This window comes from Streptomyces sp. DH41 (assembly GCF_029813785.1).
Classification (GTDB): Bacteria; Actinomycetota; Actinomycetes; order Streptomycetales; family Streptomycetaceae; genus Streptomyces.
Map to the genome: position 1 here is coordinate 225335 of NZ_JARVKY010000011.1, position 19947 is coordinate 245281.

Genomic DNA, 19947 nt, shown 5'->3' on the forward strand with positions numbered 1-19947 from the left:
CTCCTGCCTGCCTCCGTCCCGGCGGAGGCAGGCGCGCGGGGCCCGGGCCGTCACCAGTGGCGGCCGGAGGACCGGCGAACCCCGGTGCCCGGCGTCCAGGAAGCGGACGGCCCGGCAAGCGCGTGGTGATTACACCTAGCGTTCGGCGTGAACGATCGGCGTCCCGCGCGAAGGAGCTCCGGTATGGCCGGGCAGTCAGCCACATCCCCGTCGAACGAACACGAGGCGGCCGTACTGCGGCTCCAGGACGTGAGCGTGCGCCGCCACACGACGGACCAGCTGATCCTCGACGGGATCGACTGGACGGTCCGGCCGGGAGAACACTGGGCCCTGCTGGGGGCCAACGGCGCCGGGAAGACCACCCTGCTGCGGCTGCTCGGCGCGCTCATGCACCCCACGGCCGGTACCGTCGACGTCCTCGGCAGCCGGCTCGGCCGGGTCGACGTCCGCGAGCTGCGCGCACGCATCGGCCATGTCACCTCCGCCCAGCGGGTGCCGCAGGACCTCACCGCCCACACGGTCGTCCTCACCGGCCACAGCGGCACCGTGCAGCCCCTGTGGCGGACGTACGACGACGAGGTCCGTCTCCGGGCCCACGAACTCCTGACCGAACTCGACGTCAAGGACCTGTCCGACCGGCCGTACGGCGTCTGCTCGGGCGGGCAGCGGGCGCGCGTCCTCATCGCCAGGGCGCTGATGGCCGACCCGGCCCTGCTGCTCCTGGACGAGCCCTTCAACGCCCTGGACCTGCCGTCCCGCGAGGACCTCGTCGAGGCCATGCACCAACTGGCCGAGGGCCGCCCGCGGCTGGCCACCGTGACGGTCACCCACCACTTGGAGGAGCTGTTCCCGGCCGTCGGTCACGCCCTGCTGCTGCGCGAGGGCCGGACCCTGTCCCGGGGAACCGTGGACGACGTCCTGACCGACTCCCTCCTGACCGCGTGCTTCGGCCGTGACATCACGGTGGCCCGGCGCGACGGCCGCTGGTCCGCCTACTCGGGTCGGCGCACGCGGAGTTGAGATTCCGCCCTTCCTGGACACCATCATCGACAACAAAGGTTTACATCGCCCGACGCGGTAACTACGGTTGTCACATGGCTTCGTTTCAGATCACTCCCGAAGAACAGGCAGAGCTCGACAAGGCTCTCTACGACGCACTCGGCCCGCTCGCGTCGGCCGTGCGGTCCCGGACGTCGGGACTGCCGGAGGACCGCATGTGGGAGGCGGACCCCCTTGAGGTGACGCTGTCCGTTCTGGCCGCCTGGAAGGTGGTCGACGCGGAGGTCGAACGGCTGACGGCGATCGCGGCGGACACCGCCGGGTCCTACGGCGCGAGCTACCAACAGATGGGCGTCGTCTGGGGCATCACCCGGCAGGGCGCCCGCAAGAAGTGGCCGGGAGCCGTCGACCGCACGGCGGCGCCGGCCGGCGGCACGCTCGAACTGTGCGGCGGAACGGCCGAGCTGACGCGGGAGCCCTCGTCCGGGGGCTGGCGGTGGACCGGGGAAGGCGCGGACGGGACGCACGGGGCGGCCGACCCCGGCTCCTGGTACGCGACGAAGGAGGAGGCCGCGGCCCACGCGGGAGCCTTCCTGAAGGAGCACGCCCCCAACCCGGCCTGACGCGTGCCTCTTCGGCCGTTTCGAGCGGGGGCGGGTTCCGCCTGGCCTCCGCGGTGCGGCTGCTAGGTTCGACCCTCGTGCATCCACAAGTATTCGACATGCGCTTCCGTGAACGCGGCCGCCGGACAAGAAGCATCGGTTTCGGCCTGCTGGCCGTCGCGAGCGTGCTGTGGGTGTGGTGCGGCGTGCTGCTCGCCACCCCTTACGAGATCGAGCGCGAGTACTCGACCTCCCCCACTGAGTGCGAGTCCCGCCTCTTCACCGACGACGGGACCGCGAACGAGGGACCGACCAAGGACCCCTGCGGCGACGAACGGGACTGGCCCGAGGCGCTGACGCTGCTCGGCCTCTCGGTGCCCCTGTCCGTGGCGGGCGCGGCGCTCTTCACCTACGGACTCATCGGTGTGCGGGTGAGCGAGCACGCCGCCGAACTGGCCCGGCTGCAGGAACTCGCCGGCCGGGACAAGGGGCGGACCGGCGCGTAGTCCCTCCCGCGCCGCGCGGGAAGGCCGCGAGGGCGGCCCCGGACGTATCGGCGTTCGGAACGTCCGGGACCGCCCCTCGGCTCCCCCGCCGGGGGACTGCCCAGCCGCCGGCCGCGGAAAACGGGATCCGGCGGTGCGCGGCACACATACACGCCCACGGGTTACCCCGGTCAACACGGCGAGCGGGTCCGGACGCCGCCGCGAACGCCGAAAGTCGTCCGCGCCGCGCTGCCCGGCCCGTTCCCGGGCATGCGCTTGAGTGGAAGCCCCCGACCTCGTCCGCCCCGCCCCGAGGAGCAGCCGCACCGTGGGAACCGCCGTCCACGTCCCGCAGACCCGGGACATGCTCGGAGAAGAACTCTCCGGCGACGAAGCCCTGACCGCCCTGCGCCGGTACGGCGGCCTGCGGCTGCTGACCGACTCCTTCGCCCGGTTCCGCTACGCGGACGGCTTCACCAACGCGCGGGCCCTCGCCTTCCAGGTGGTGATCGGCCTGGTGCCGTTCACCATCGCGCTCGTGGGCCTCGCCACGTCGGTGCACACCGAGGGCGTGGGCCGGGTCATCGAGCTCACCCTCGGCCGGATCGTGCCGGGCGCCAGTGCCGACGTCGTGGAGCAGGCGTTCGAGGGCACCCGGCGCAGCGCCGGCAGCGACGCGTGGAGCACGCTCGCGCTGTGGCTGGGCCTGGCGTTCGCCGTGCTGAACCTCGCTTCCGCCATGGGACAGATCGAGCGGGGCGCCAACCGCATCTACGGCATCGAGCGCGACCGTCCCTTCCCCCGCAAGTACGCGAGGGCGCTGGTGCTGGCGCTCACCGCCGGCCTGCCCATGGTGCTGGGCTTCCTCGTACTCGTCGCGGGCGAGGCCGTCGGGGACGCCGTGGCCCGCTCCGTGGGCGACCGGGACGGCGGTGCCGGGTGGTGGGGGATGCTGCAGGTACCGGCGGGACTGCTGCTGGCCTGGGTCGCCTCGGCGGTGATCCTGCGCTGGTCGCCCCGCCGCGACCAGCCCGGCTACACCTGGCTGGCCTTCGGCTCGGCGGTCCACCTCGTACTGTGGGTCTCGGCGACCTGGCTGCTCGCCCTGTACATCGGTCGAAGCGGCGCCTTCGGCAGCGTCTACGGTCCGCTCACCGCCTTCATCGCGCTGCTGCTGTGGGCGAACCTCACCGCCGTGGCGCTCTTCCTCGGCATCGCGTTCGCCGCCCAGCTGGAAGCGGCCCGGGCGGGCATCCGCACGCCGGTACGGCCGGACCCGGGGCCGGGCGCCTGACGGGCCCGTCGGGCAGGCCGGTCCGACGCCGGCGGCGAACCCGGGGCTACGCCTCCTCGCGCGGCGGAGTCAGCGCCCAGCGGATGCCCGCGGTCACGGCCACGCCGAGCGGGCGTACGCACACGCCCTCCGCCGCGGGAACGCGCGGCAGCCACAGGGCGCGCGAGGCCCAGCCCGGCAGCAGTGAGACCGCGTTGGCGGCGACGACTCCGTACGGAAGGCGTGCGAGCAGCGGCACGGGCGGCTTCAGCAGCAGGAACCGCGCGGTGCTCCGCGCCTCGCCGGTGGCGCGCAGTTCGCCGCGGTAGGCGGCCAGTCGCTCCGTGAGCCCGGCGCGGTCCACGGGCGGGTCCGGGACACCGAGCGCGGTGGCGACGCGCGCCATGTCGGCCACGTAGGCGTCGCACCCGTCGTCGTCCAGGGGCTGGGCGCCGTAGCGCTGGTGGGCGCGCAGGAAGCTGTCGACCTCGGCGATGTGCACCCAGCACAGCAGGTGCGGATCGGCGGCGGCGTAGGCCTGGCCGTCGGAGGTGGTGCCGCGCACGGTGTCGTGGACGGCCCGTACCCGCTCGCACGCCTCCCGCGCGCTGTCGGCCGGTCCGTAGGTGGTGACGGCCAGGAAGGTGCTGGTCCGCTGCAGCCTGCCCCAGGGGTCGCCGCGGAATCCGGAGTGTGCGGCGACGGCGGCCATGGCCAGGGGATGGAGGGACTGGAGCAGCAGGGCGGACAGGCCTCCGATGAACATCGAGGCGTCCCCGTGCACCCGCCTGATCGGTCGCTCCGGGCCGAACCAGCGTGGACCCGGTGCGTCGTGGATGCGGGCACGGTTCTCCGGCCCCCGCGGCCCCGCCACCCTGGAGAAGATCATGTCGCCGAGCCGTGCGCGCGGGGAGGGAAGGCTGGGGCCGGGGAGAAGTGTCATGGCTGCCGAGCCCTCCTTCCCCTGCCGCGGCCGGGCGGCTCACATGACTACTTCTGCCCGGCTCCGCCGCGCGGGAACATCAGGCGCAGCCCCAGGCCGACATTCCCTGGATACGGGCCAGGCGCTTGGCCACGGCGATCTGCTCCCCGCGGGAGGCCAGGTCCGCGCGCGGGGCGTACTCGAGGCCGCCCGCCGCGATCCAGCTCGACCGTGCGAACTGCAGGCCTCCGTAGTAGCCGTTGCCGGTGTTCGCCTCCCAGTCGCCGCCGGATTCGCAGGCGGCGATGGCGTCCCAGTCGGTGCGCGGGGGGACCGACGGTGAAGCCGCCGCTTCGGTGGTCGCACCCAGTGCGGTCGCGGCGAACAGGACCACCACAGCGGTCCGGATCCTTCGGCCCTGCGAACTGCGCGCGCCGCTCAGATGAGCATTTCGTTTACAGATCATACAGAGACTGTTACACCACGTGATGACGGTGCGCCGCGCAGGCCGCGCTCTCCGTACGCCAGTCGGAGCAGGCGAACCCTCGTCCGCGTGCCGCCCTTCGGCGGATCGCCCCTCACGACCACAACTCGCCGCTGTCGCACACCTGGGCGCCCATGTTCCGCTGCATCATGCGCAGCGCGGCGTCCGCCAGGTCGGCGTGGATGTGGGCGACCGCGTCGCGCGGAACGATGACCCGCAGATGGCGGATGTGGGCGTCGAGCGCCGAGTAGAGCACACACTGTTCGGTCACCTGCCCGCACAGCACGAGCCGGTCGATCCCCTGCTCGAAGAGCAGGTTCGTCAACGGGGTCTCGAAGAAGATCGAGTGGCGTGCCTTGACCACGAAGAGGGAGGACTCGTCGGGCCGCAGCGGCTCGACGAGGCGGCCGTGCGGTCCGGAGAGCGCCTTGTCGAGGATCTCGCCGTGGTGCGAGCGCCACTCACCGAAGTTGTCGTTGACGTAGATCACGGGAACGCCCTGACGCCGGGCCCGCTCGAGCAGGCCGGTCAGCGCCGGCAGCACGGATTCCACGGCGGGAATCAGCAGCTCGGCGTCCTCGTGGTCGTAGGTGTTGATCATGTCGATGACGATCAGCGCGGTCTTGCCCATGCCGCCCAGATTGCCACTGGACGGCGGGAGAATCGCTTCGCCCCGGCGGGCGGCGGGGCGCGGAGTGCCCCTAGGGGTCACTGGAGGGCCTGGTCCGAGGTCTGAGTCCCGTCCTTCACGAGGAAACCCGGCGCCCAGGGCGCCGGCCCCAGGCCCTCGCTCCAGTCGCGCAGTCCCGCCTCGTTCACGCAGACTATTCCGCACCGCTCGGCGTACTCGACGGCCGGTGCGGTGAATTCGCTGCTGGTGACGAGGACCGCGACGTCGGCCTCGTGGACGGTGAAACAGGTACCGCCGAAGCGCTGCAGGTCCTGGGAGCCGACCTTGTTCTCGTCGCCGTAGCGCTTGCACTGGATGACGACGCGCCGGCCGTCGGGGGCCACCGCCACCACGTCCGCGCCGAGGTCGCCCGCTCCGCCCACCACCTCCACCTCGGCGCAGCCGTCCCGTACGCAGAGACCGGCTATCGCCTGCTCGAACTCGTCGGGGCTGAGCGCCTCGTGGCCGGTGGCCGCCGCCGTGGCGGACTCCTCGAAGCCGGGCGTCTCGACGCCGGGTGCCTCGTCCTCAGGTATCACCGTCCGCCGCTCCTCCAGCGCGTCCAGGGCTGTCGCCGTGGCCTCCTCCAGGGCGCCGGTGGTACGGCGCGCCAGCCTGGACGGGGAGAACCCGGAACGCCCGCGCCAGCAGACGACACCCGCCACCACTCCCCCGAGGACCAGGACGACGGCCCAGACGGGACGCCGCTGCGCGACGTCGACGGCCATTCGGCCGACCCACCCCACGATGATCAGACCGACAGCGGCGAGACCGAAGAACATGGCGGTCGCGCGGAGGTCGAAGCGGCGCCCGTGGCGTCTCGGGCGGGTGCGGCGTTCAGGCACGGTCACGATGGTCATTCCTCCCTGCGGCCGACATGTTGATCACTTACGCCGTCTGCCCGGGAACCACCGGATCACCGGCCGTTCATGACACGCCGTCGGATGGCTCATCCATCCCGTGCGTGAATCTTTCGGGCATAACGTGCGGAATATGAAGAAATGCCATGTCGTGTACCTGGTGTGCACCGCAGCGATGATCGGAACGGGGCTCGGCGCGGCCCCGGCATCCGCCGACCACACGACCCACGTGGTCCACCCCGGCGAATCAATCCAGAAGGCGGTGGACGCCGCGAAGTCGGGCGACACCGTTCTCGTCACCTCCGGCACCTACCACGAGAGCGTCAAGGTGAGCACGCCCGGGCTCACCCTGCGGGGCGTGGGCCGCGGCACGGTCATCAAGCCGAGCACGGAGAAGGCCACCGACAACACCTGTGCCGAGGGCGGCAACGGCATCTGCGTGATCGGGACGAAGGACAAGAACGTCAAGGGCATCACCGTCGCCAACCTGACGGTGACCGGCTTCAAGCGAACCGGCCTGTTCTCCATGGCCACCGACGGCCTCACCGTGCGGAACGTGACGGCGGTGAAGAACGGTGTCTGGGGCATCGCCCAGGAGCGGTCGGTCCACGGCGCCTTCGTGGACAACATCGCCCGCGACAACGGTGACGCCGGCATCTTCCTCGCCAACACCATCAAGGCCGAGGAAGGCGCCGCGGACACCGAGGGCACGGTCGTCGCGCACAACCGGGTCGAGGGCAACCGGATCGGCATCACCGTCCGCCGTCTGCGCAACCTCGCCGTCGCGGACAACTACATCGGCGGCAACTGCGCGGGCGTGTTCGTCGTCGGCGACGAGAACAAGCCCATGGCCGGCGACCTGGTCGTGCGCGACAACCACGTCGTCCGCAACAACAAGTCCTGCCCGAAGACCGACCGGCTGGAGGCGCTCCAGGGCTCCGGCATCGTCCTGACCGGTACCGAGAAGGTCCTGGTCACCGACAACACGGTCGAGGGCAACTCCGGCAAGTCGTCGATGTCGGGCGGCATCGTCCTGGCCGCCAGCATGGTGGGCGCCCCCAACTCGAAGAACGAGGTCAACGGCAACAGGCTGCGCGACAACTCCCCCGCCGACCTGGTGAACGCCGGGACCGGGGAGACCGCCGAGAGCAACACCTTCACCGGCAACACCTGCGGCGCCTCCAAGCCCGCGGGACTGTGCTGACCGGCCGGCCGTAGCCACCCGAGGACCGAGGAAGAAGGAAGGACGCGGCACATGACGACCGCACAGACTGCCCCGCCCCCGCCCATGCGGCTGAGGGAGCTCGTGTTCGGGGCGGCATGTGCCGCCGCCCTCCGCGCGGCCGCCCGGCTCGGCGTGGCCGACGCGCTCGGCGACAACCCCACGGCCGTGGAGGACCTCGCGGCCGCGGTGAAGACCGAGCCGGGGCCGCTGCGCCGGCTGCTGCGCGCCCTGACCTGCTACGGCGTCTTCGCCGAGCACAAGGACGGGACCTTCGCGCACACCGCCATGTCCCGGCTGCTGCGCGAGGACGACCCGCACAGCCTGCGCTACATCACGCTGTGGTGCACCGAGCCGTGGACCTGGGACGCGTGGCCCCAGCTGGACGAGGCGGTGCGTACCGGCGGCAATGTCGTCGAGGGCCTGTACGGCAAGGAGTTCTTCACCTACCTCAACGAGGACGCTCCCGAGTCGGCCGAGATCTTCAACCGCGCCATGACGACCTCCAGCCGGCAGTCGGCCCAGGACGTCGCGGCGCTCCTCGACCTGTCGGGGTGCACGTCGGTCGCCGACATCGGCGGCGGCCAGGGACATGTGGTGGCGAGCCTGCTGGAGAAGTACCCGTCGATGCACGGCACCCTGCTCGACCTGCCACGGGTGGTGGAGAACGCCGACCCGCGGCTGCGCGAGGGCGGATCGCTCGCGGACCGGGTGCGGATCGTGCCGGGCGACTGCCGGGTGGCGGTCCCCGTCCAGGCCGATGTGTACATCATCAAGAACATCCTCGAATGGGACGACGACAGCACCGCCCGTGCGCTGCGGGGCGTCATGGCGGCGGGTGGGCCCGGGGCCCGGGTCGTGGTCATCGAGAACCTCGTCGACGACACGCCCTCGATGCGGTTCAGCACCGCCATGGACCTGCTGCTGCTCCTCAACGTCGGCGGCGCCAAGCACACCACCGACAGCATGGTCGGCCGGCTGACCGACGCGGGCCTCGTCATCGACGACATCCGCCCGGTCAACCCCTACCTGCACGCGTTCGACTGCACCGTGCCCGAGTGAACTGACCCGAAGACGCGCACGCGTCGGCCGCCGGACCGCCCCCGCGGCGGTCCGGCGGCCGAGGTGTGCGCGCCGTGGAGGGGCGGATCAGGCGTCGGGGGCCCGGCGGTCGGTGACCAGCTCCATCCGGGCACCCTCGAGAGCACGGGCGAGGTCGCCGCCCGCCGGCGCGGATCCGTCGGTGCCCGCCGGGCCGTCCAGGAGCGTCGTCAGCTCGGCCACCTGGCCGGGGTCCGAAAGGCCGAGGGACACAGCCGGGCCGGCGGCCTCCAGCCCGCCCCGTACGTCGACCAGCCGCACCACGACGTCGTCGCGCTGGAAGATCGTGCTGCACAGGACGGGGCCGTGCGGGTCCTGTGCCGCCGCCTCGTCGCGCTCGGCGAGCAGCCGGGCCAGCCGCATGCCGCAGCCCGGCCTGGCCGGGTACGACAACGCGTGCCGCCGCGCCGCCGGGTCCTGGTGCCCCACGGTCACGTGGTGGACGGCGGGCAGTGCCGCCCGTGTGTAGAAGATCCGGGCGGACTCCGGGTCGCCGAGGTCCCGGTCCTGCTCCAGATACGGGTCGAGGGCCTCCTCGACGGCCCGCACCTCGGGCTGCTCGGCCACGTGCCGCAGGGCCGCGAGCAGGTCACCGCGCACCTCGATGGCCCGTACCACCCGGTTGCCGTGCAGGAACAGGGAGGTACGGCACAGCCGTGTGGTGTCGTCGACCCGCGGCTCGGGCGAGGCGTAGTCCGCGAGGACCTCGGCGACCGCCTCCTCGCTGCCCGGTTTCACCGTGAAGGTGAGCGCGTGCCGGATCACGCCGTCACCGAGGCGGGGCGACGTCTGGAGCCCGCCCCGGGCGGCCTCGGCACCCGCCGCCGGGTGGCCCGTCTCACGGACGACGTGGAAGCGGAGCGACCTGGTGTGCCGCACGCAGTTGTGCAGCGGCTTCACCATCCGCACGTGCTCCTCGCTGCTCACCCAGGTCAGGAAGGGCGGAGCGCTCTCCCATTCGCTGGTGATGAGCCACTGGGAGGGGTTCTCGATGGACTGGCACAACTGCTCGCCCAGGTGGCCGGGGACGGACTCGACGTGGCTGCGCAGTTGTTCGTACGTCTCGAGGAACTGCTGCTGGGCGCCGTCGTAGACCTCGACCAGCAGGACGACCCGGAGCCGGGAGCCGTCGAACACGGACTGGGAGACATGGTGCGACGCCTGTCGCGTCAGCGGTTCCGAAACAGGGGTGGACGTGGTGGTCATCCTGCGCACATCTCCTTCGCGGGTGCGGAACTGAACGTCGGCCGCGGTGATGCGACGCCAGCGTTCCTCGATCGTGTGCCCGGCCCCGGTGGCGCGCGACTCGTGTGCACTGCGCGGGTGACCGGCACCGCCGGCACCGCGCCGCGGGACTCAGACGAGGTGCGCGAAGACCACCAGGTTCTCCGTGTAGTCCTTGGCCTTGCGGTCGTAGTCGCCCGCGCAGGTGATGAGCCGTACCTCGGCCCGGTCCGCGTCGCCGTACACGCGCTTGCTCGGGAAGTCGTCCTTGTCGAACGTCTCCAGGCCGTCGACCTCGAAGGACGCCTGGCGTCCGTCGGCTCTGCGGACGTGGAAGACGTCTCCCTCGTCCAGCTGGCCGAGGTACGCGAAGACGGCCGCCGACGTTTTCGTGTCCACGTGCCCGGCGATGATCGAAGTGCCCCTCTCCCCGGGGGAGGCGCCCTTGGCGTACCAGCCGACGAGGTTGGTGTCGTCGGGCGGCGGAGGTTCCAGTTGCCCGTTCGCGCCGATGGCGAGGTCGGTGAAGGGAGCGTCGACGGAGATCTCCGGAATGAGCAGACGCACCGGCTTCGAGCGCGGCAGGTCCGTGCCTGTGCCTGTGCCTGTGTCCGTGTCCGTGTCCGTCCCCGCCTGACCACCGGCGGCGGAAGGAGCCGACACACCGGGCTGTGCGGCGAGCGGTGGGCGGGAGGAGTCGGCCGACGTGTCGTTGCCGCCGACCAGACTCACGGCCAGGACCAGGAGGGCCACGGCACACAGCACCGTCATGCCCGGGCGGGACCCGGTCGGCGCCTGCTCGTCGTCGGCGGGAGAGGAAGGGGGGACTGGCATCGAGGACCACCTCACTGGGGCACGGGCGGCGGACAGGACGGGGCGAGCGAGCCGGGCCGCCACGCGGTGCCTGGGTGGCGGCCCGACGGCTATCGCGCCCGGCATGACTCACGCCGTCCCGCGAGCCGACTTCCTGCGCCGGACGGCGTACAGACCGGTCGCGGCGACGCCCAGGACGGCCAGTCCGCCCGCGGTCGTGGTCGGCGCGTCCAGCCCGCCGCCTCCGGTGTGCATGCCGCCGCGCGGCTTCTCGTGCTCGCCGCCGCCCCAGGACTTCTCGCCCTCGTCCTGCTTGTAGGTCTCCGAGTCGTGCTTGGACGTCTCCGAGCCCTGCTTGGAGCCGCCCTCCCAGTCGCCCTCGTTCACCGCGGTCAGCGCACCGCCACCGGTGTGCATGCCGCCGCGCGGCTCCTCGTGCTTGCCTCCGTTGTCGTGCTCCTTGCTGTAGGAAGAGTCGTCGTGTTCCCAGTCGCCCCCGGCCGCCGCGTAGGCGCCGGGAGCGCCGAGGACGAGGACGGCGGAGGCCGCCGCCGTGGTCAGGAGCATGCGAGCAGAACGCATCTGAGTTCCTTCCGTCATGACCGGGCAGCTGGTGCTTCGTCAGCTGAGGGGACCCGGCCCCGACGTGAATCACCGTCAGCCAGCCCTCCGATTCGCACCACTCAAGGCGATCAGCCGGGTGAACGTCCGCCCGGACGGCGGCCCGCGCAGGCGTGGGAGCGCACGGGGCCCCTCCACGGGCCGGGGGTTGTTCCCCCTCTCCGGGTCCGCCGTTCGGTGGACGGCGGGTTCGGGTGAACGGAAGCGGCACACGTGGGCGCGGCGCCGCCGGCCCTCCCCGCCCTACTCGTCCGGGTCGACGTGTGTCGTGTCCTCCACCTCGGGCTGCTGACGGCGTGAGCCCGGAGCGGCCCGGTCGGGTGCCGCCTCGCTGTGCGCGGACTGGGACGGTGGAGGCGGTGCGGTGTCCCCCGGGGCGCCGGCACCGGCGCCGGGCAGGCGCAGGGCGAGCAGGGCGACGTCGTCGCCGCGCGGCGTGATGCGGGCGAGCAGCTCGTCGCAGAACGCGTCGATGCTCCGTCCCTCCAGCCGACGGGCCAGGACGCCTGCGTGGTGGCGGAGCTTGGCCATCCCGAGGTCGATCGGGCGGTCACGGCTCTCCACCAGGCCGTCGGTGTAGAGCAGGAGGATGCTCTCCGGCGGCAGGTCCTCGTGCGCGTCGGGCCAGTCCAGACCGAGGCGCAGGGTGGCGCCCATGCCGATGAGCGGTCCGTGGCCGGCCCCCAGGAAGCGGGTCCCGCCGTCCGGTGTGATCAGCAGGGGCGGCGGATGGCCGGCGTTGACCCAGTGGAACTGCCAGGGGCCGCCTTCGGGACCTTCGACGCGGGCGAAGACGAGCGTGGCCATGGGGGCGTCACTGGTGTTGGTCACGGCCTCGTCGAGACGCCGCATGATCACGCTGGGCGGCTCCTGGTGGTCCCAGGCCAGGGCGCGCAGCATGTTGCGTACCTCGGCCATGTGGGCGGCGGCCTGCAGGTCGTGTCCGACCACGTCCCCGATGACCAGGGCCATGACACCGTCGGCGAGCAGGAAGGCGTCGTACCAGTCGCCGCCGATCTCCATGGCGCTCTCGGCGGGCCAGTACCGGGCCGCCATACGGAGGTGGTCGACCTGCGGGAGGGGCGTCAGCAGCTGACGCTGCATGGTCTCGGCGACGTTCTGCTGCTCGCGGTAGAGGCGGGCGTTGTCCAGGACCAGTCCGACGCGGCGGCCGATGTCGGCCAGCAGGGCGACCTCGTCCTCGGTGTGCGCCGGGTGCTCCTGCGCGCGTGCCACGGTCAGCATCCCGTACGTCCGTTGCCGGGTGCGCAGCGGGACGACGACGGCCGAGTGTCCGCCGAGCCGCTCGAACAGGACCCGGTGGGTCGCGGCGAGAGGGTGGTGGGGGTCGTGCGACAGGTCCTTGGCGCTCAGCGGTGCCGGGCGGTCACCGTTGACCAGCCGGGTCAGCGCGGCGCGGGCCGGGTCGGGCAGCGACGTCACCCGCCCCCTCAGCCGTCCCGCCCGGTGCGGGTGTGCGCTGCTGCGGACGGCGACCCGCTCCAGGACGTCCGAGTGCCCCGGGTAGACGTCGACCGCGGCCCACTGGCCGAGTTCCGGCACCAGCAGGCGCAGGAGCCGGCGAATCGTGGCGGAGGTGTGCTCGGTGGGAATCAGCACCGTGGAGATCTCGGCCACCAGGTGCAGCTGGGCGGTGAGGGCCTCCAGGGCTGCGGTGCGCGCCTCGGTCTCCTCGGCGGCGCTGCGGTGCAGGCTGAAGTCGTGGAAGACGAGCACCAGTCCCTCCGGCCGGCCCTCCCCGGCCAGCGGGGTGGTCGCCCAGATGATCGGGACCGTGGTGCCGTCCGCCCGCTGGAAGTACTCCTCGCTCCCCTCCTCGGAAGGCGTCCCGCTCAGGGGGTTGCGCAGCGAGCAGCGTTCGCGCGGCACGGGGCTGCCGTCGGCGTGCCGGTGCAGGAGGTCGTGCGCGTCGTGTCCGATCATGTCCCGCGCGGACCGCCCCAGCAGGTGCTCGGCCCAGGGGTTCACCGAGGTGATCCGGCCGGACGTGTCCAGGGTGAGGACGCCGGCGCCGAGGGCGTGCAGGACGGCGCGGGAGTCGGGTCCCGGGGCGCTGTCCGCTCCGTCGGCTCCCGGCTCGCCGCCGTCCCGGTGGCCCGCCCAGCGTGATGTCACGACCCTCACAGCCTTCCGACGCCGTCCATCCCGCCAGGTTCCCTCAGGTGGCGGGGATGAACCGCTCCGGAAGGCCGAAGGGGGGAGGTCGGGTAGGCTCCCGGTGCTGATCTTGTACCTGGAGGGTTGCGTGCGGACGAAGAACACGACCACGGCGGTGACCGTGCTGACCTGTCTGCTGGCCGGGGCCCTCGTGGCGGGGTGCGGCAGCGGCGACTCCGGCGGGAACGAGTCCGCCGACGACATGTTCGAGGACGCCAACGCCGCGATGCGGGCGCTGAAGTCCGTGCGGGTCGACTCCACCAGCACCGCGGCGAAGGGCGGTACGGTCACCGTTCGGCTCGTGACCGACCTCGACAGCCGGTGCACCGCGAAGACCGAGTTCTCCCAGGGCGGCACCCTCGACCAGATCCGGCTGGGCGAGACCGACTACGTCCGTCCCGACCGTGCCTATCTCGAGAAGTGGAAGCCCGGTAGCGTCACCAGCGAGCAGCGGCTGTGGATCAAGACGCCCGCCGACGCGGCGCAGCCCGGTGACGGGCTCTCCTCCTGCACGCGCCCCTTCGAATCCTTCGGTACGGCGAAGAAGGGGAGGAACACCCGCGTCGGTGACCGGGAGGCGGTCGAGCTGACCGTGACCGACAAGGAGGACAAGGGCGGCACGTACACCTTCTACGTCGCCACGAAGGGCAAGCCGTATCTGCTCAAGGCGGTCTACGAGGGGGCCGAGTACGACACGACCACGTCCTTCGCCGGCTTCGACGAGCCGCTGGACATCCAGCCGCCGAAGGCGGCCGAGGTGATCGACGCGCAGGACGCGCTGCGGTGAACCTGAGAACGGGCGGGTGGTCCGTTCGTCCGGTCGCTCCGCGGGCCCGTCCCCGGCAGGTTGCCGGGATGTCCGGGCCGAGTGCCCGTCCGCCTGGGGACAGGGCTACGCCACCGGGGCCGCGCGAGCCGTGGTGACCCACGCCCTCGACGACCTGGGCGTGCCCGGGGATCAGCGCGCCGCGGCGTGGTGTACCGGCTCCGGGCCGGGATCAGGACGGGCGGCCGACGGCGGTGCCGTTCATGTCGTCGGCGAGCCGCACCGCGGCCCTCATGCGCTTTCCGACCGGCTCCCGGTGCACTTCGAAGCTCTGGCAGACGGCCATCACTATCTCCAGCCCGTGCCGGCCGATCCGGCCCGGGTCCGCCGTCTCGGCCACCGGCAGTACCGGGTCGCTGTCCCACACCGTGACCTCCACCCGGTCCTCGGCCAGCTCCAGGTCGACCAATGAGGGCCCGGGCGCGTATTTGCACGCGTTGGTCAGCAGCTCGCTGACCACCAGTTGCACCAGGTCCGTCGCGCGGTCGGACACCGGGAGGCCCTGCGCCGCCCGTACCCGTGCCAGGAACCCGCGGGCCAGCTCCCGGCCCCGGGCGATGTCGCCGGGCATGCCCTCGTACTCTGCCGAAACCCTGACCAGCTCGTTTCTCAGCTGGTCCCCATTCTGGGCAGCCCTGTCCATCCGATCCGCCCTCTTCCTGAGCCTTGACCGTTACGCCAGCCCGTCTACCCCCAAAATCCGGGAAACATCAGAGAACGCCCGTCCGATCACGAGAACTGCGTGGTCTCACCACTCAGTCGCTCGTCGGGCGCAGGACGAGGCAGAGGAAGCCCATCGAGTCCCGGTAGACCCGCATCCATTGCTCGCGATGGGTGGTGGCCGCCTCCAGTGCCTGGGCGCTGTCCGGGTCGGTGGGGTGGTCCAGGGCCCACGAGGCCAGCGACCCGGTCCAGGACCACTCGTAGTCGTCGAGTTCTCCGCGGGTGCTGACGTGCCCGCCGACAGGGGTCCAGCCGTCCGCGACGACCCGGTCCAGCGTGGTCGGCAGGTCGGTGAGGTCGCCGAGCATCTCGACGGCCTCGGCGGACGGTTCGCTCTCCCAGTAGCCGTCGCCGACCAGGACGCGTCCGCCGGGCGCCAGGTGTTCGCGTGCGGCGGCGAGGGTGGCGGGCAGGCCGCCGAAGGCGTGGGTGGAGCCGACGCAGAGGACCAGGTCGAAGCGGTGCGGGGCGGTGAACCGCGTGGCGTCCTCGCGGTGGAGGACGAGGCGGTCCCGCACGCCGAGCCGGGCCGCCTCCTCCTCGGCGTGGGCGAGCGCGGTCTCGGAGGTGTCGACGCCCTCGGCCGTCAGCCGCGGGTGCTGGGCGAGGGCACGCAGGAGCCATTCGCCGCCGCCGCAGCCCAGGTCGAGGACGCGCGCGTCGCCGCGCGGGACACCACGTGCCAGGAGCCGGCGTACCGAGTCGTCGTCGAGGGGGACGGCGATCGGGTGATCGGCATGGGCGATTCGGGAGATCTGTTGACGGTCCACCGGCGGATCATCACACGCCGGCCCGGCCGTACGCACCCGCTTTGCGCTTCGCCGGCCACGGCACATCGCCCGGCACGGCGAGGGGTTGTGCCCGTAGGATGGCCGCCGTGGATCTCCTGGCCGTACGCACCTTCGTCATGGTCGCGGAGGCCGGACAGTTCCAGGTCGCGGCCGCCGGGCTGGCGGTCTCCCAGCAGGCCGTCTCCAAGCGTGTCGCAGCGCTGGAGAAGGACCTCGGGGTGCCGTTGTTCACCCGTACCGCGCGCGGGGCCCGGCTCACCGTCGACGGGCTGGCGTTCCTGCCGCACGCGCGTGCGCTGCTCGACGCCGAGGAGCGGGCCGCCGCCTCCGTACGCCCCGGCCGGCGCCCCCTGCGGGTCGATGTGATCGGCAGACGGACCGCCGTGGCCGGTCTGCTCCGCGGCTTCCACCGCGCGCACCCGGACGTCGACCTCGATGTCGTCATCCTCTTCGACGTGGACGCCGACGCGGCCGCGAACGCCATCCGGTCCGGGGAGATCGACGCGTCCTTCCGCTGCGTCACCGTGCCGGGGCGGGATCTCCCCGAGGGCATCGAGGCCATGCCCGTCCTCGACGAGCCGCTCCAGCTGTTCACCGGGCCCGCCCACGAGTTCGCGGCGGCCCCGGCGGTGGCCCCCGCCCAGCTCGCCGGTCATCGCATCTGGATGCCCGGCAACCTCCCCGGCACCGAGTGGTCGGCCTACTACGACGCCCTCGCCGCCGCTTTCGGTCTCACCATCGACGCCGTCGGTCCGAACTTCGGCGTCGAGGGCCTCCTGGACACGATCGCCGAGTCCTCGACGGTGGCGACCTTCCTCAGCGAACGGACCCCGCTCGTCCGGCCCGCCGTCCATGGTCTGCGGCGCGTCCCGCTGCGCGATCCGACGCCCGTCTATCCGCACTCGCTGCTCTGGCACGCCGGCAATCCGCACCCCGCGCTGACCGCGCTGCGCGCCCACCTCTCCTCCCGGCCGTCCGGCCGCCTCGACACGGAGGTCTGGACGCCGCCGTGGGCGCTGCGCTCCCACCCGCGGCACGGTCGTACCCGGTCGTGACGTCCCGCGTCCCCGGCTCGACGCGTCGCGGGGGTGGTCAGCGGTCGGCGCGTGCGTGATCCTGTGACCACGCCGGCGAGCCGGGCGGCACCGGGGCCGTCCGGCGGACGGACCTGGGGGTGCCCGCGTGGTGCACGACGAACAGGACTCCGCGCGCAAGGCCGGCCGGAGGCGGGGCCGGGACGGCGTGCCCGGTCGGCCGCGCGGCGGACGGAACGTGGCAGGTGCGCGACTACGCGGCCGCGCGTGCGCTGCTGCGCGGTCCCGGCACCGTCCAGGCCGGTCTCGGCATCGAGACGGTGGAGAAGCTCCCGCCCCGAGTCCGCCGGCCCGTGCTCTACCGGGACGGCCCCGAGCACCGGGAACACCGCCGGCAGACCGCGCGCTTCTTCACTCCCCGCCGGGTGGACGAGCACTACCGCGACCTGATGGTCCGCATCGCGGACGAGCAGGTGGCGGCCCTGCGCGCGGCGGGCGAGGCGCCGCTCTCCGATCTGGCCTTCGAACTGGCCATCGGCGTGGTGAGCGAGGTCGTCGGACTGCGGTACGGCAGGCCCGGCATCCGCCGCAGGCTGGAGCGCTTCTTCCCCGAGGAGTTCGGCGAACCCGGCCTGACCAGCGTGCGGGGCGTCTACTGGTGGGTGCGGCAGAACACCAACTGGCTCCGCATCCACCTCGCCGACGTCCGCCCCGCCATCCGCGCGCACCGTCGCCACGATCACGACGATCTGATCTCCCACCTGATCGCGGAGGGCTGCTCGGACGCGGAGATCCTCGGTGAGTGCCTGACGTTCGCCGCGGCCGGCATGGTCACCACGCGCGAGTTCATCTGCCTGGCCGCCTGGCATCTGTTCTCGGACGCCGGTCTGCTCGACCACTACCGCTCGGCGGACGAGACCGGGCGCCTCGCCGTCCTCCAGGAGCTGCTGCGGCTGGAACCGGTGATCGGGCACTTGCGCCGGCGCACCACGGAGGCCGTCGAACTGGCCTGTCCCGGCGGGCCGGTGACCGTCGGCCCCGGCGAGTACGTCGAGCTCCTCCTGGACGATGCCAACACGGACCCGAAGGCCGTGGGCGACGATCCCCTGCTGATCAGGCCCGGCCGAGCCCCGGAGGTCGGTGCGGGACTCTCCTTCGGCGACGGGCCGCACCGCTGCCCGGGGGCGCACATCGCCCTCCTGGAGACCGATGTCTTCCTCAGCCGTCTGTTCGCCCTCGACGGTGTCCGGATGGGCGGGGAGCCGCGCGTCGCCTTCCAGGAGGCGATCGGCGGCTACGAGATCCGCGGGCTGACCGTGGCACTCCCCGGGGCCGGTCGTCACTGACCGGCCCCGGGGGCCGGTGCGGTGTCGGGGCGTGCCGTACGGCGTCAGCCGCCCAGGGCGCCGAGGACGACGAGCTTGGCCTCGTCCTGCACCTGCCGGAGGTGGTCCGCCCCGAGGAACGACTCCCCGTAGATCTTGTACACGTCCTCGGTGCCGGAGGGACGGGCCGCGAACCAGGCGTTCTCGGTGGTCACCTTGATGCCGCCGATGGGCGCGCCGTTGCCCGGCGCCTCGGTGAGCACGCCGGTGACCGGCTCTCCGGCGAGGGTGTCGGCGGTGACCTGGGCCGGGGACAGCTTGGCCAGGCGGGCCTTCTCCTCGCGGGTCGCCGGGGCGTCGATGCGGGCGTAGGCGGGTTCGCCGAAGCGTGCGGTGAGAGCGGCGTAGTGCTCGGAGGGCGTCCTGCCGGTGACGGCGGTGATCTCGGAGGCGAGCAGCGCCAGGATGAGGCCGTCCTTGTCCGTGGTCCACACCGAGCCGTCCCGGCGCAGGAACGACGCCCCCGCGGACTCCTCGCCGCCGAAGCCGAGCGTGCCGCCGACCAGCCCGTCCACGAACCACTTGAAGCCCACGGGTACTTCGACCAGCCGTCGGCCGAGGTCGGCGGCGACCCGGTCGATCATGCCGGAGGACACCAGCGTCTTGCCGACGCCCGCGTCCGCCGGCCAGTCGGTGCGGTGGGCGTAGAGGTAGGCGATCGCGGTGGCGAGGTAGTGGTTGGGGTTCATCAGCCCGGCGTCGGGGGTGACGATGCCGTGCCGGTCGGCGTCGGCGTCGTTGCCGGTGGCGATGGTGAAGCGGTCGCGCTGCTCGATGAGCGAGGCCATCGCGTGCGGCGACGAGCAGTCCATGCGGATCTTCCCGTCCCAGTCCAGCGTCATGAACCGCCAGGTGGGGTCGGTGAGCGGGTTGACGACGGTCAGGTCGAGGCGGTGCTGTTCGGCGATCCGGCCCCAGTACGCGACGGAGGCGCCGCCCAGCGGGTCGGCACCGATCCGCACGCCCGCCGACCGGATCGCGTCGAGGCCCAGGACGCTCGGCAGGTCCGAGACGTAGGCGCCGAGGAAGTCGTAGCGGCCGGTGCCGGGCGCGGCGAGCGCCCGGGCGTAGGGGACGCGCCGTACGTCCTTCAGGCCGGCCGTGATGATCTCGTTGGCCCGGTCCTGGATCCAGGAGGTCGCGTCCGAGCCCGCGGGACCGCCGTTCGGCGGGTTGTACTTGAAGCCGCCGTCGGCGGGCGGGTTGTGAGAGGGGGTGACGACCACGCCGTCGGCCAGGCCCGAGGGACGGCCTCGGTTGTGGGTGAGGATGGCGTGCGACACCGCCGGGGTGGGGGTGTAGCCGTCCGAGATGTCGATGAGGACGGTCACGTCGTTGGCGGCGAACACCTCCAGTGCGGTGATCCTCGCGGGCTCGGACAGGGCGTGCGTGTCGGCGCCCAGGAAGAGCGGGCCGTCGGTGCCCTGTGCGGTGCGGTACTCGCAGATGGCCTGGCTGGTGGCGGCGATGTGGTCCTCGTTGAACGCCGCCGCCAGGGACGATCCGCGGTGCCCGGACGTGCCGAAGGCCACGCGCTGCCCGGGCTCGGCCGGGTCCGGGTGCAGGGCGTAGTACGCCGTCACCAGCCGGGCGACGTCGATCAGGTCCTCGGGGCCGGCCGGCTTTCCGGCTCGGTCATGCTGCATGCGCCCACTCCTCCGCATCGGTCGGGACTTCGCTCGCGGTCCCATCTTCCCCTGTCCGGGGAGCGGTGCCGGACGTTCCGGCCGAGGC

At 72.4% G+C, this 19947-nt stretch carries 20 protein-coding genes; 9 read left to right on the forward strand and 11 right to left on the reverse strand.

Translation table 11 applies throughout. The annotated features are described in order from the left end of the window. Window positions 1-183 precede the first annotated feature (183 nt). The 4 genes from QC283_RS20010 to QC283_RS20025 all read left to right on the forward strand — a co-directional run bounded on the left by QC283_RS20010 (window position 184) and on the right by QC283_RS20025 (window position 3380). Entirely contained in the window at window positions 184-1020 is an 837-nt protein-coding gene (locus tag QC283_RS20010) for an ABC transporter ATP-binding protein (protein ID WP_279562942.1), read from the forward strand. A gap of 74 nt (window positions 1021-1094) precedes the next feature. Further along, the gene (locus QC283_RS20015; RefSeq protein WP_279562943.1) at window positions 1095-1622 is read left to right on the forward strand and encodes a hypothetical protein; all 528 of its coding nucleotides are present in this window, start codon (window positions 1095-1097) and stop codon (window positions 1620-1622) included. 77 nt (window positions 1623-1699) lie between these two features. Beyond that, window positions 1700-2107, forward strand: coding sequence for a hypothetical protein (locus tag QC283_RS20020; protein ID WP_279562944.1), 408 nt, complete (start codon window positions 1700-1702; stop codon window positions 2105-2107). Window positions 2108-2414: 307 nt separating this feature from the next. After that, on the forward strand, window positions 2415-3380 hold the full coding sequence (locus QC283_RS20025) for a YihY/virulence factor BrkB family protein (RefSeq protein ID WP_279562945.1): 966 nt from the start codon (window positions 2415-2417) through the stop codon (window positions 3378-3380). A 46-nt stretch (window positions 3381-3426) separates the two neighbouring features. Here the strand turns inward: QC283_RS20025 and QC283_RS20030 are convergent, their stop codons facing one another. The 4 genes from QC283_RS20030 to QC283_RS20045 form a co-directional block, all read right to left on the reverse strand. Further along, window positions 3427-4302: an oxygenase MpaB family protein gene (locus QC283_RS20030; RefSeq protein WP_279562946.1), complete on the reverse strand. Its 876-nt coding sequence runs from the start codon at window positions 4300-4302 to the stop codon at window positions 3427-3429. Between the two features lie 79 nt (window positions 4303-4381). Beyond that, window positions 4382-4747 carry a transglycosylase family protein gene (locus tag QC283_RS20035; protein WP_279562947.1) on the reverse strand — a complete coding sequence of 122 codons (366 nt, stop codon included), beginning with the start codon at window positions 4745-4747 and terminating at the stop codon, window positions 4382-4384. A gap of 112 nt (window positions 4748-4859) precedes the next feature. Next, complete coding sequence (locus tag QC283_RS20040; protein WP_279562948.1) at window positions 4860-5396, reverse strand: isochorismatase family cysteine hydrolase; 537 nt, start codon at window positions 5394-5396, stop codon at window positions 4860-4862. 77 nt (window positions 5397-5473) lie between these two features. Further along, complete coding sequence (locus tag QC283_RS20045) at window positions 5474-6286, reverse strand: restriction endonuclease (RefSeq protein ID WP_279562949.1); 813 nt, start codon at window positions 6284-6286, stop codon at window positions 5474-5476. A gap of 142 nt (window positions 6287-6428) precedes the next feature. Here QC283_RS20045 and QC283_RS20050 point away from each other — a divergent pair, with 142 nt between their 5' ends. Next, a complete protein-coding gene (locus QC283_RS20050) occupies window positions 6429-7499 on the forward strand; it encodes a right-handed parallel beta-helix repeat-containing protein (RefSeq protein ID WP_279562950.1) in 1071 nt (356 codons plus the stop codon). A gap of 51 nt (window positions 7500-7550) precedes the next feature. Beyond that, window positions 7551-8579, forward strand: a complete 1029-nt coding sequence (locus tag QC283_RS20055) for a methyltransferase (RefSeq protein ID WP_279562951.1) — start codon at window positions 7551-7553, stop codon at window positions 8577-8579. Between the two features lie 87 nt (window positions 8580-8666). On the opposite strand, the gene QC283_RS20060 is transcribed toward QC283_RS20055, so the two are convergent. From QC283_RS20060 to QC283_RS20075, 4 genes are all read right to left on the reverse strand, one after another. After that, window positions 8667-9824 carry a SchA/CurD-like domain-containing protein gene (locus tag QC283_RS20060; RefSeq protein WP_279562952.1) on the reverse strand — a complete coding sequence of 386 codons (1158 nt, stop codon included), beginning with the start codon at window positions 9822-9824 and terminating at the stop codon, window positions 8667-8669. Between the two features lie 150 nt (window positions 9825-9974). Continuing rightward, entirely contained in the window at window positions 9975-10676 is a 702-nt protein-coding gene (locus tag QC283_RS20065; RefSeq protein WP_443032651.1) for a class F sortase, read from the reverse strand. Window positions 10677-10784: 108 nt separating this feature from the next. Next, on the reverse strand, window positions 10785-11237 hold the full coding sequence (locus tag QC283_RS20070) for a hypothetical protein (protein ID WP_279562953.1): 453 nt from the start codon (window positions 11235-11237) through the stop codon (window positions 10785-10787). A 282-nt stretch (window positions 11238-11519) separates the two neighbouring features. After that, complete coding sequence (locus QC283_RS20075; RefSeq protein WP_279562954.1) at window positions 11520-13412, reverse strand: SpoIIE family protein phosphatase; 1893 nt, start codon at window positions 13410-13412, stop codon at window positions 11520-11522. A 130-nt stretch (window positions 13413-13542) separates the two neighbouring features. On the opposite strand from QC283_RS20075, the gene QC283_RS20080 reads away from it, so the two are divergent. Further along, window positions 13543-14241 (forward strand): hypothetical protein, encoded by a 699-nt coding sequence (locus tag QC283_RS20080; protein WP_279562955.1) that lies wholly within the window; start codon window positions 13543-13545, stop codon window positions 14239-14241. Window positions 14242-14452: 211 nt separating this feature from the next. Here the strand turns inward: QC283_RS20080 and QC283_RS20085 are convergent, their stop codons facing one another. Further along, window positions 14453-14923: an ATP-binding protein gene (locus QC283_RS20085; RefSeq protein ID WP_279562956.1), complete on the reverse strand. Its 471-nt coding sequence runs from the start codon at window positions 14921-14923 to the stop codon at window positions 14453-14455. Window positions 14924-15035: 112 nt separating this feature from the next. Next, complete coding sequence (locus QC283_RS20090) at window positions 15036-15773, reverse strand: SAM-dependent methyltransferase (RefSeq protein ID WP_279562957.1); 738 nt, start codon at window positions 15771-15773, stop codon at window positions 15036-15038. Between the two features lie 107 nt (window positions 15774-15880). Here QC283_RS20090 and QC283_RS20095 point away from each other — a divergent pair, with 107 nt between their 5' ends. Continuing rightward, the gene (locus QC283_RS20095; protein WP_279562958.1) at window positions 15881-16849 is read left to right on the forward strand and encodes a LysR family transcriptional regulator; all 969 of its coding nucleotides are present in this window, start codon (window positions 15881-15883) and stop codon (window positions 16847-16849) included. Window positions 16850-17073: 224 nt separating this feature from the next. After that, window positions 17074-18174, forward strand: coding sequence for a cytochrome P450 (locus tag QC283_RS20100; protein ID WP_279562959.1), 1101 nt, complete (start codon window positions 17074-17076; stop codon window positions 18172-18174). Between the two features lie 44 nt (window positions 18175-18218). Here QC283_RS20100 and pgm read toward each other — a convergent pair whose 3' ends face one another. After that, complete coding sequence (pgm, locus tag QC283_RS20105) at window positions 18219-19859, reverse strand: phosphoglucomutase (alpha-D-glucose-1,6-bisphosphate-dependent) (protein ID WP_279562960.1); 1641 nt, start codon at window positions 19857-19859, stop codon at window positions 18219-18221. Window positions 19860-19947 lie beyond the last annotated feature (88 nt).

Excerpts from the sequence above, each read along its gene's own strand:
- QC283_RS20010 (WP_279562942.1), top strand. The coding sequence starts at position 184 with ATGGCCGGGCAGTCAGCCACATCCCCGTCGAACGAACACGAGGCGGCC.
- QC283_RS20015 (WP_279562943.1), top strand. The coding sequence starts at position 1,095 with ATGGCTTCGTTTCAGATCACTCCCGAAGAACAGGCAGAGCTCGACAAG.
- QC283_RS20030 (WP_279562946.1), bottom strand. The coding sequence starts at position 4,302 with ATGACACTTCTCCCCGGCCCCAGCCTTCCCTCCCCGCGCGCACGGCTC.
- QC283_RS20035 (WP_279562947.1), bottom strand. The coding sequence starts at position 4,747 with ATGATCTGTAAACGAAATGCTCATCTGAGCGGCGCGCGCAGTTCGCAG.
- QC283_RS20040 (WP_279562948.1), bottom strand. The coding sequence starts at position 5,396 with ATGGGCAAGACCGCGCTGATCGTCATCGACATGATCAACACCTACGAC.
- QC283_RS20050 (WP_279562950.1), top strand. The coding sequence starts at position 6,429 with ATGAAGAAATGCCATGTCGTGTACCTGGTGTGCACCGCAGCGATGATC.
- QC283_RS20055 (WP_279562951.1), top strand. The coding sequence starts at position 7,551 with ATGACGACCGCACAGACTGCCCCGCCCCCGCCCATGCGGCTGAGGGAG.
- QC283_RS20060 (WP_279562952.1), bottom strand. The coding sequence starts at position 9,824 with ATGACCACCACGTCCACCCCTGTTTCGGAACCGCTGACGCGACAGGCG.
- QC283_RS20065 (WP_443032651.1), bottom strand. The coding sequence starts at position 10,676 with ATGCCAGTCCCCCCTTCCTCTCCCGCCGACGACGAGCAGGCGCCGACC.
- QC283_RS20070 (WP_279562953.1), bottom strand. The coding sequence starts at position 11,237 with ATGCGTTCTGCTCGCATGCTCCTGACCACGGCGGCGGCCTCCGCCGTC.
- QC283_RS20085 (WP_279562956.1), bottom strand. The coding sequence starts at position 14,923 with ATGGACAGGGCTGCCCAGAATGGGGACCAGCTGAGAAACGAGCTGGTC.
- pgm (WP_279562960.1), bottom strand. The coding sequence starts at position 19,859 with ATGCAGCATGACCGAGCCGGAAAGCCGGCCGGCCCCGAGGACCTGATC.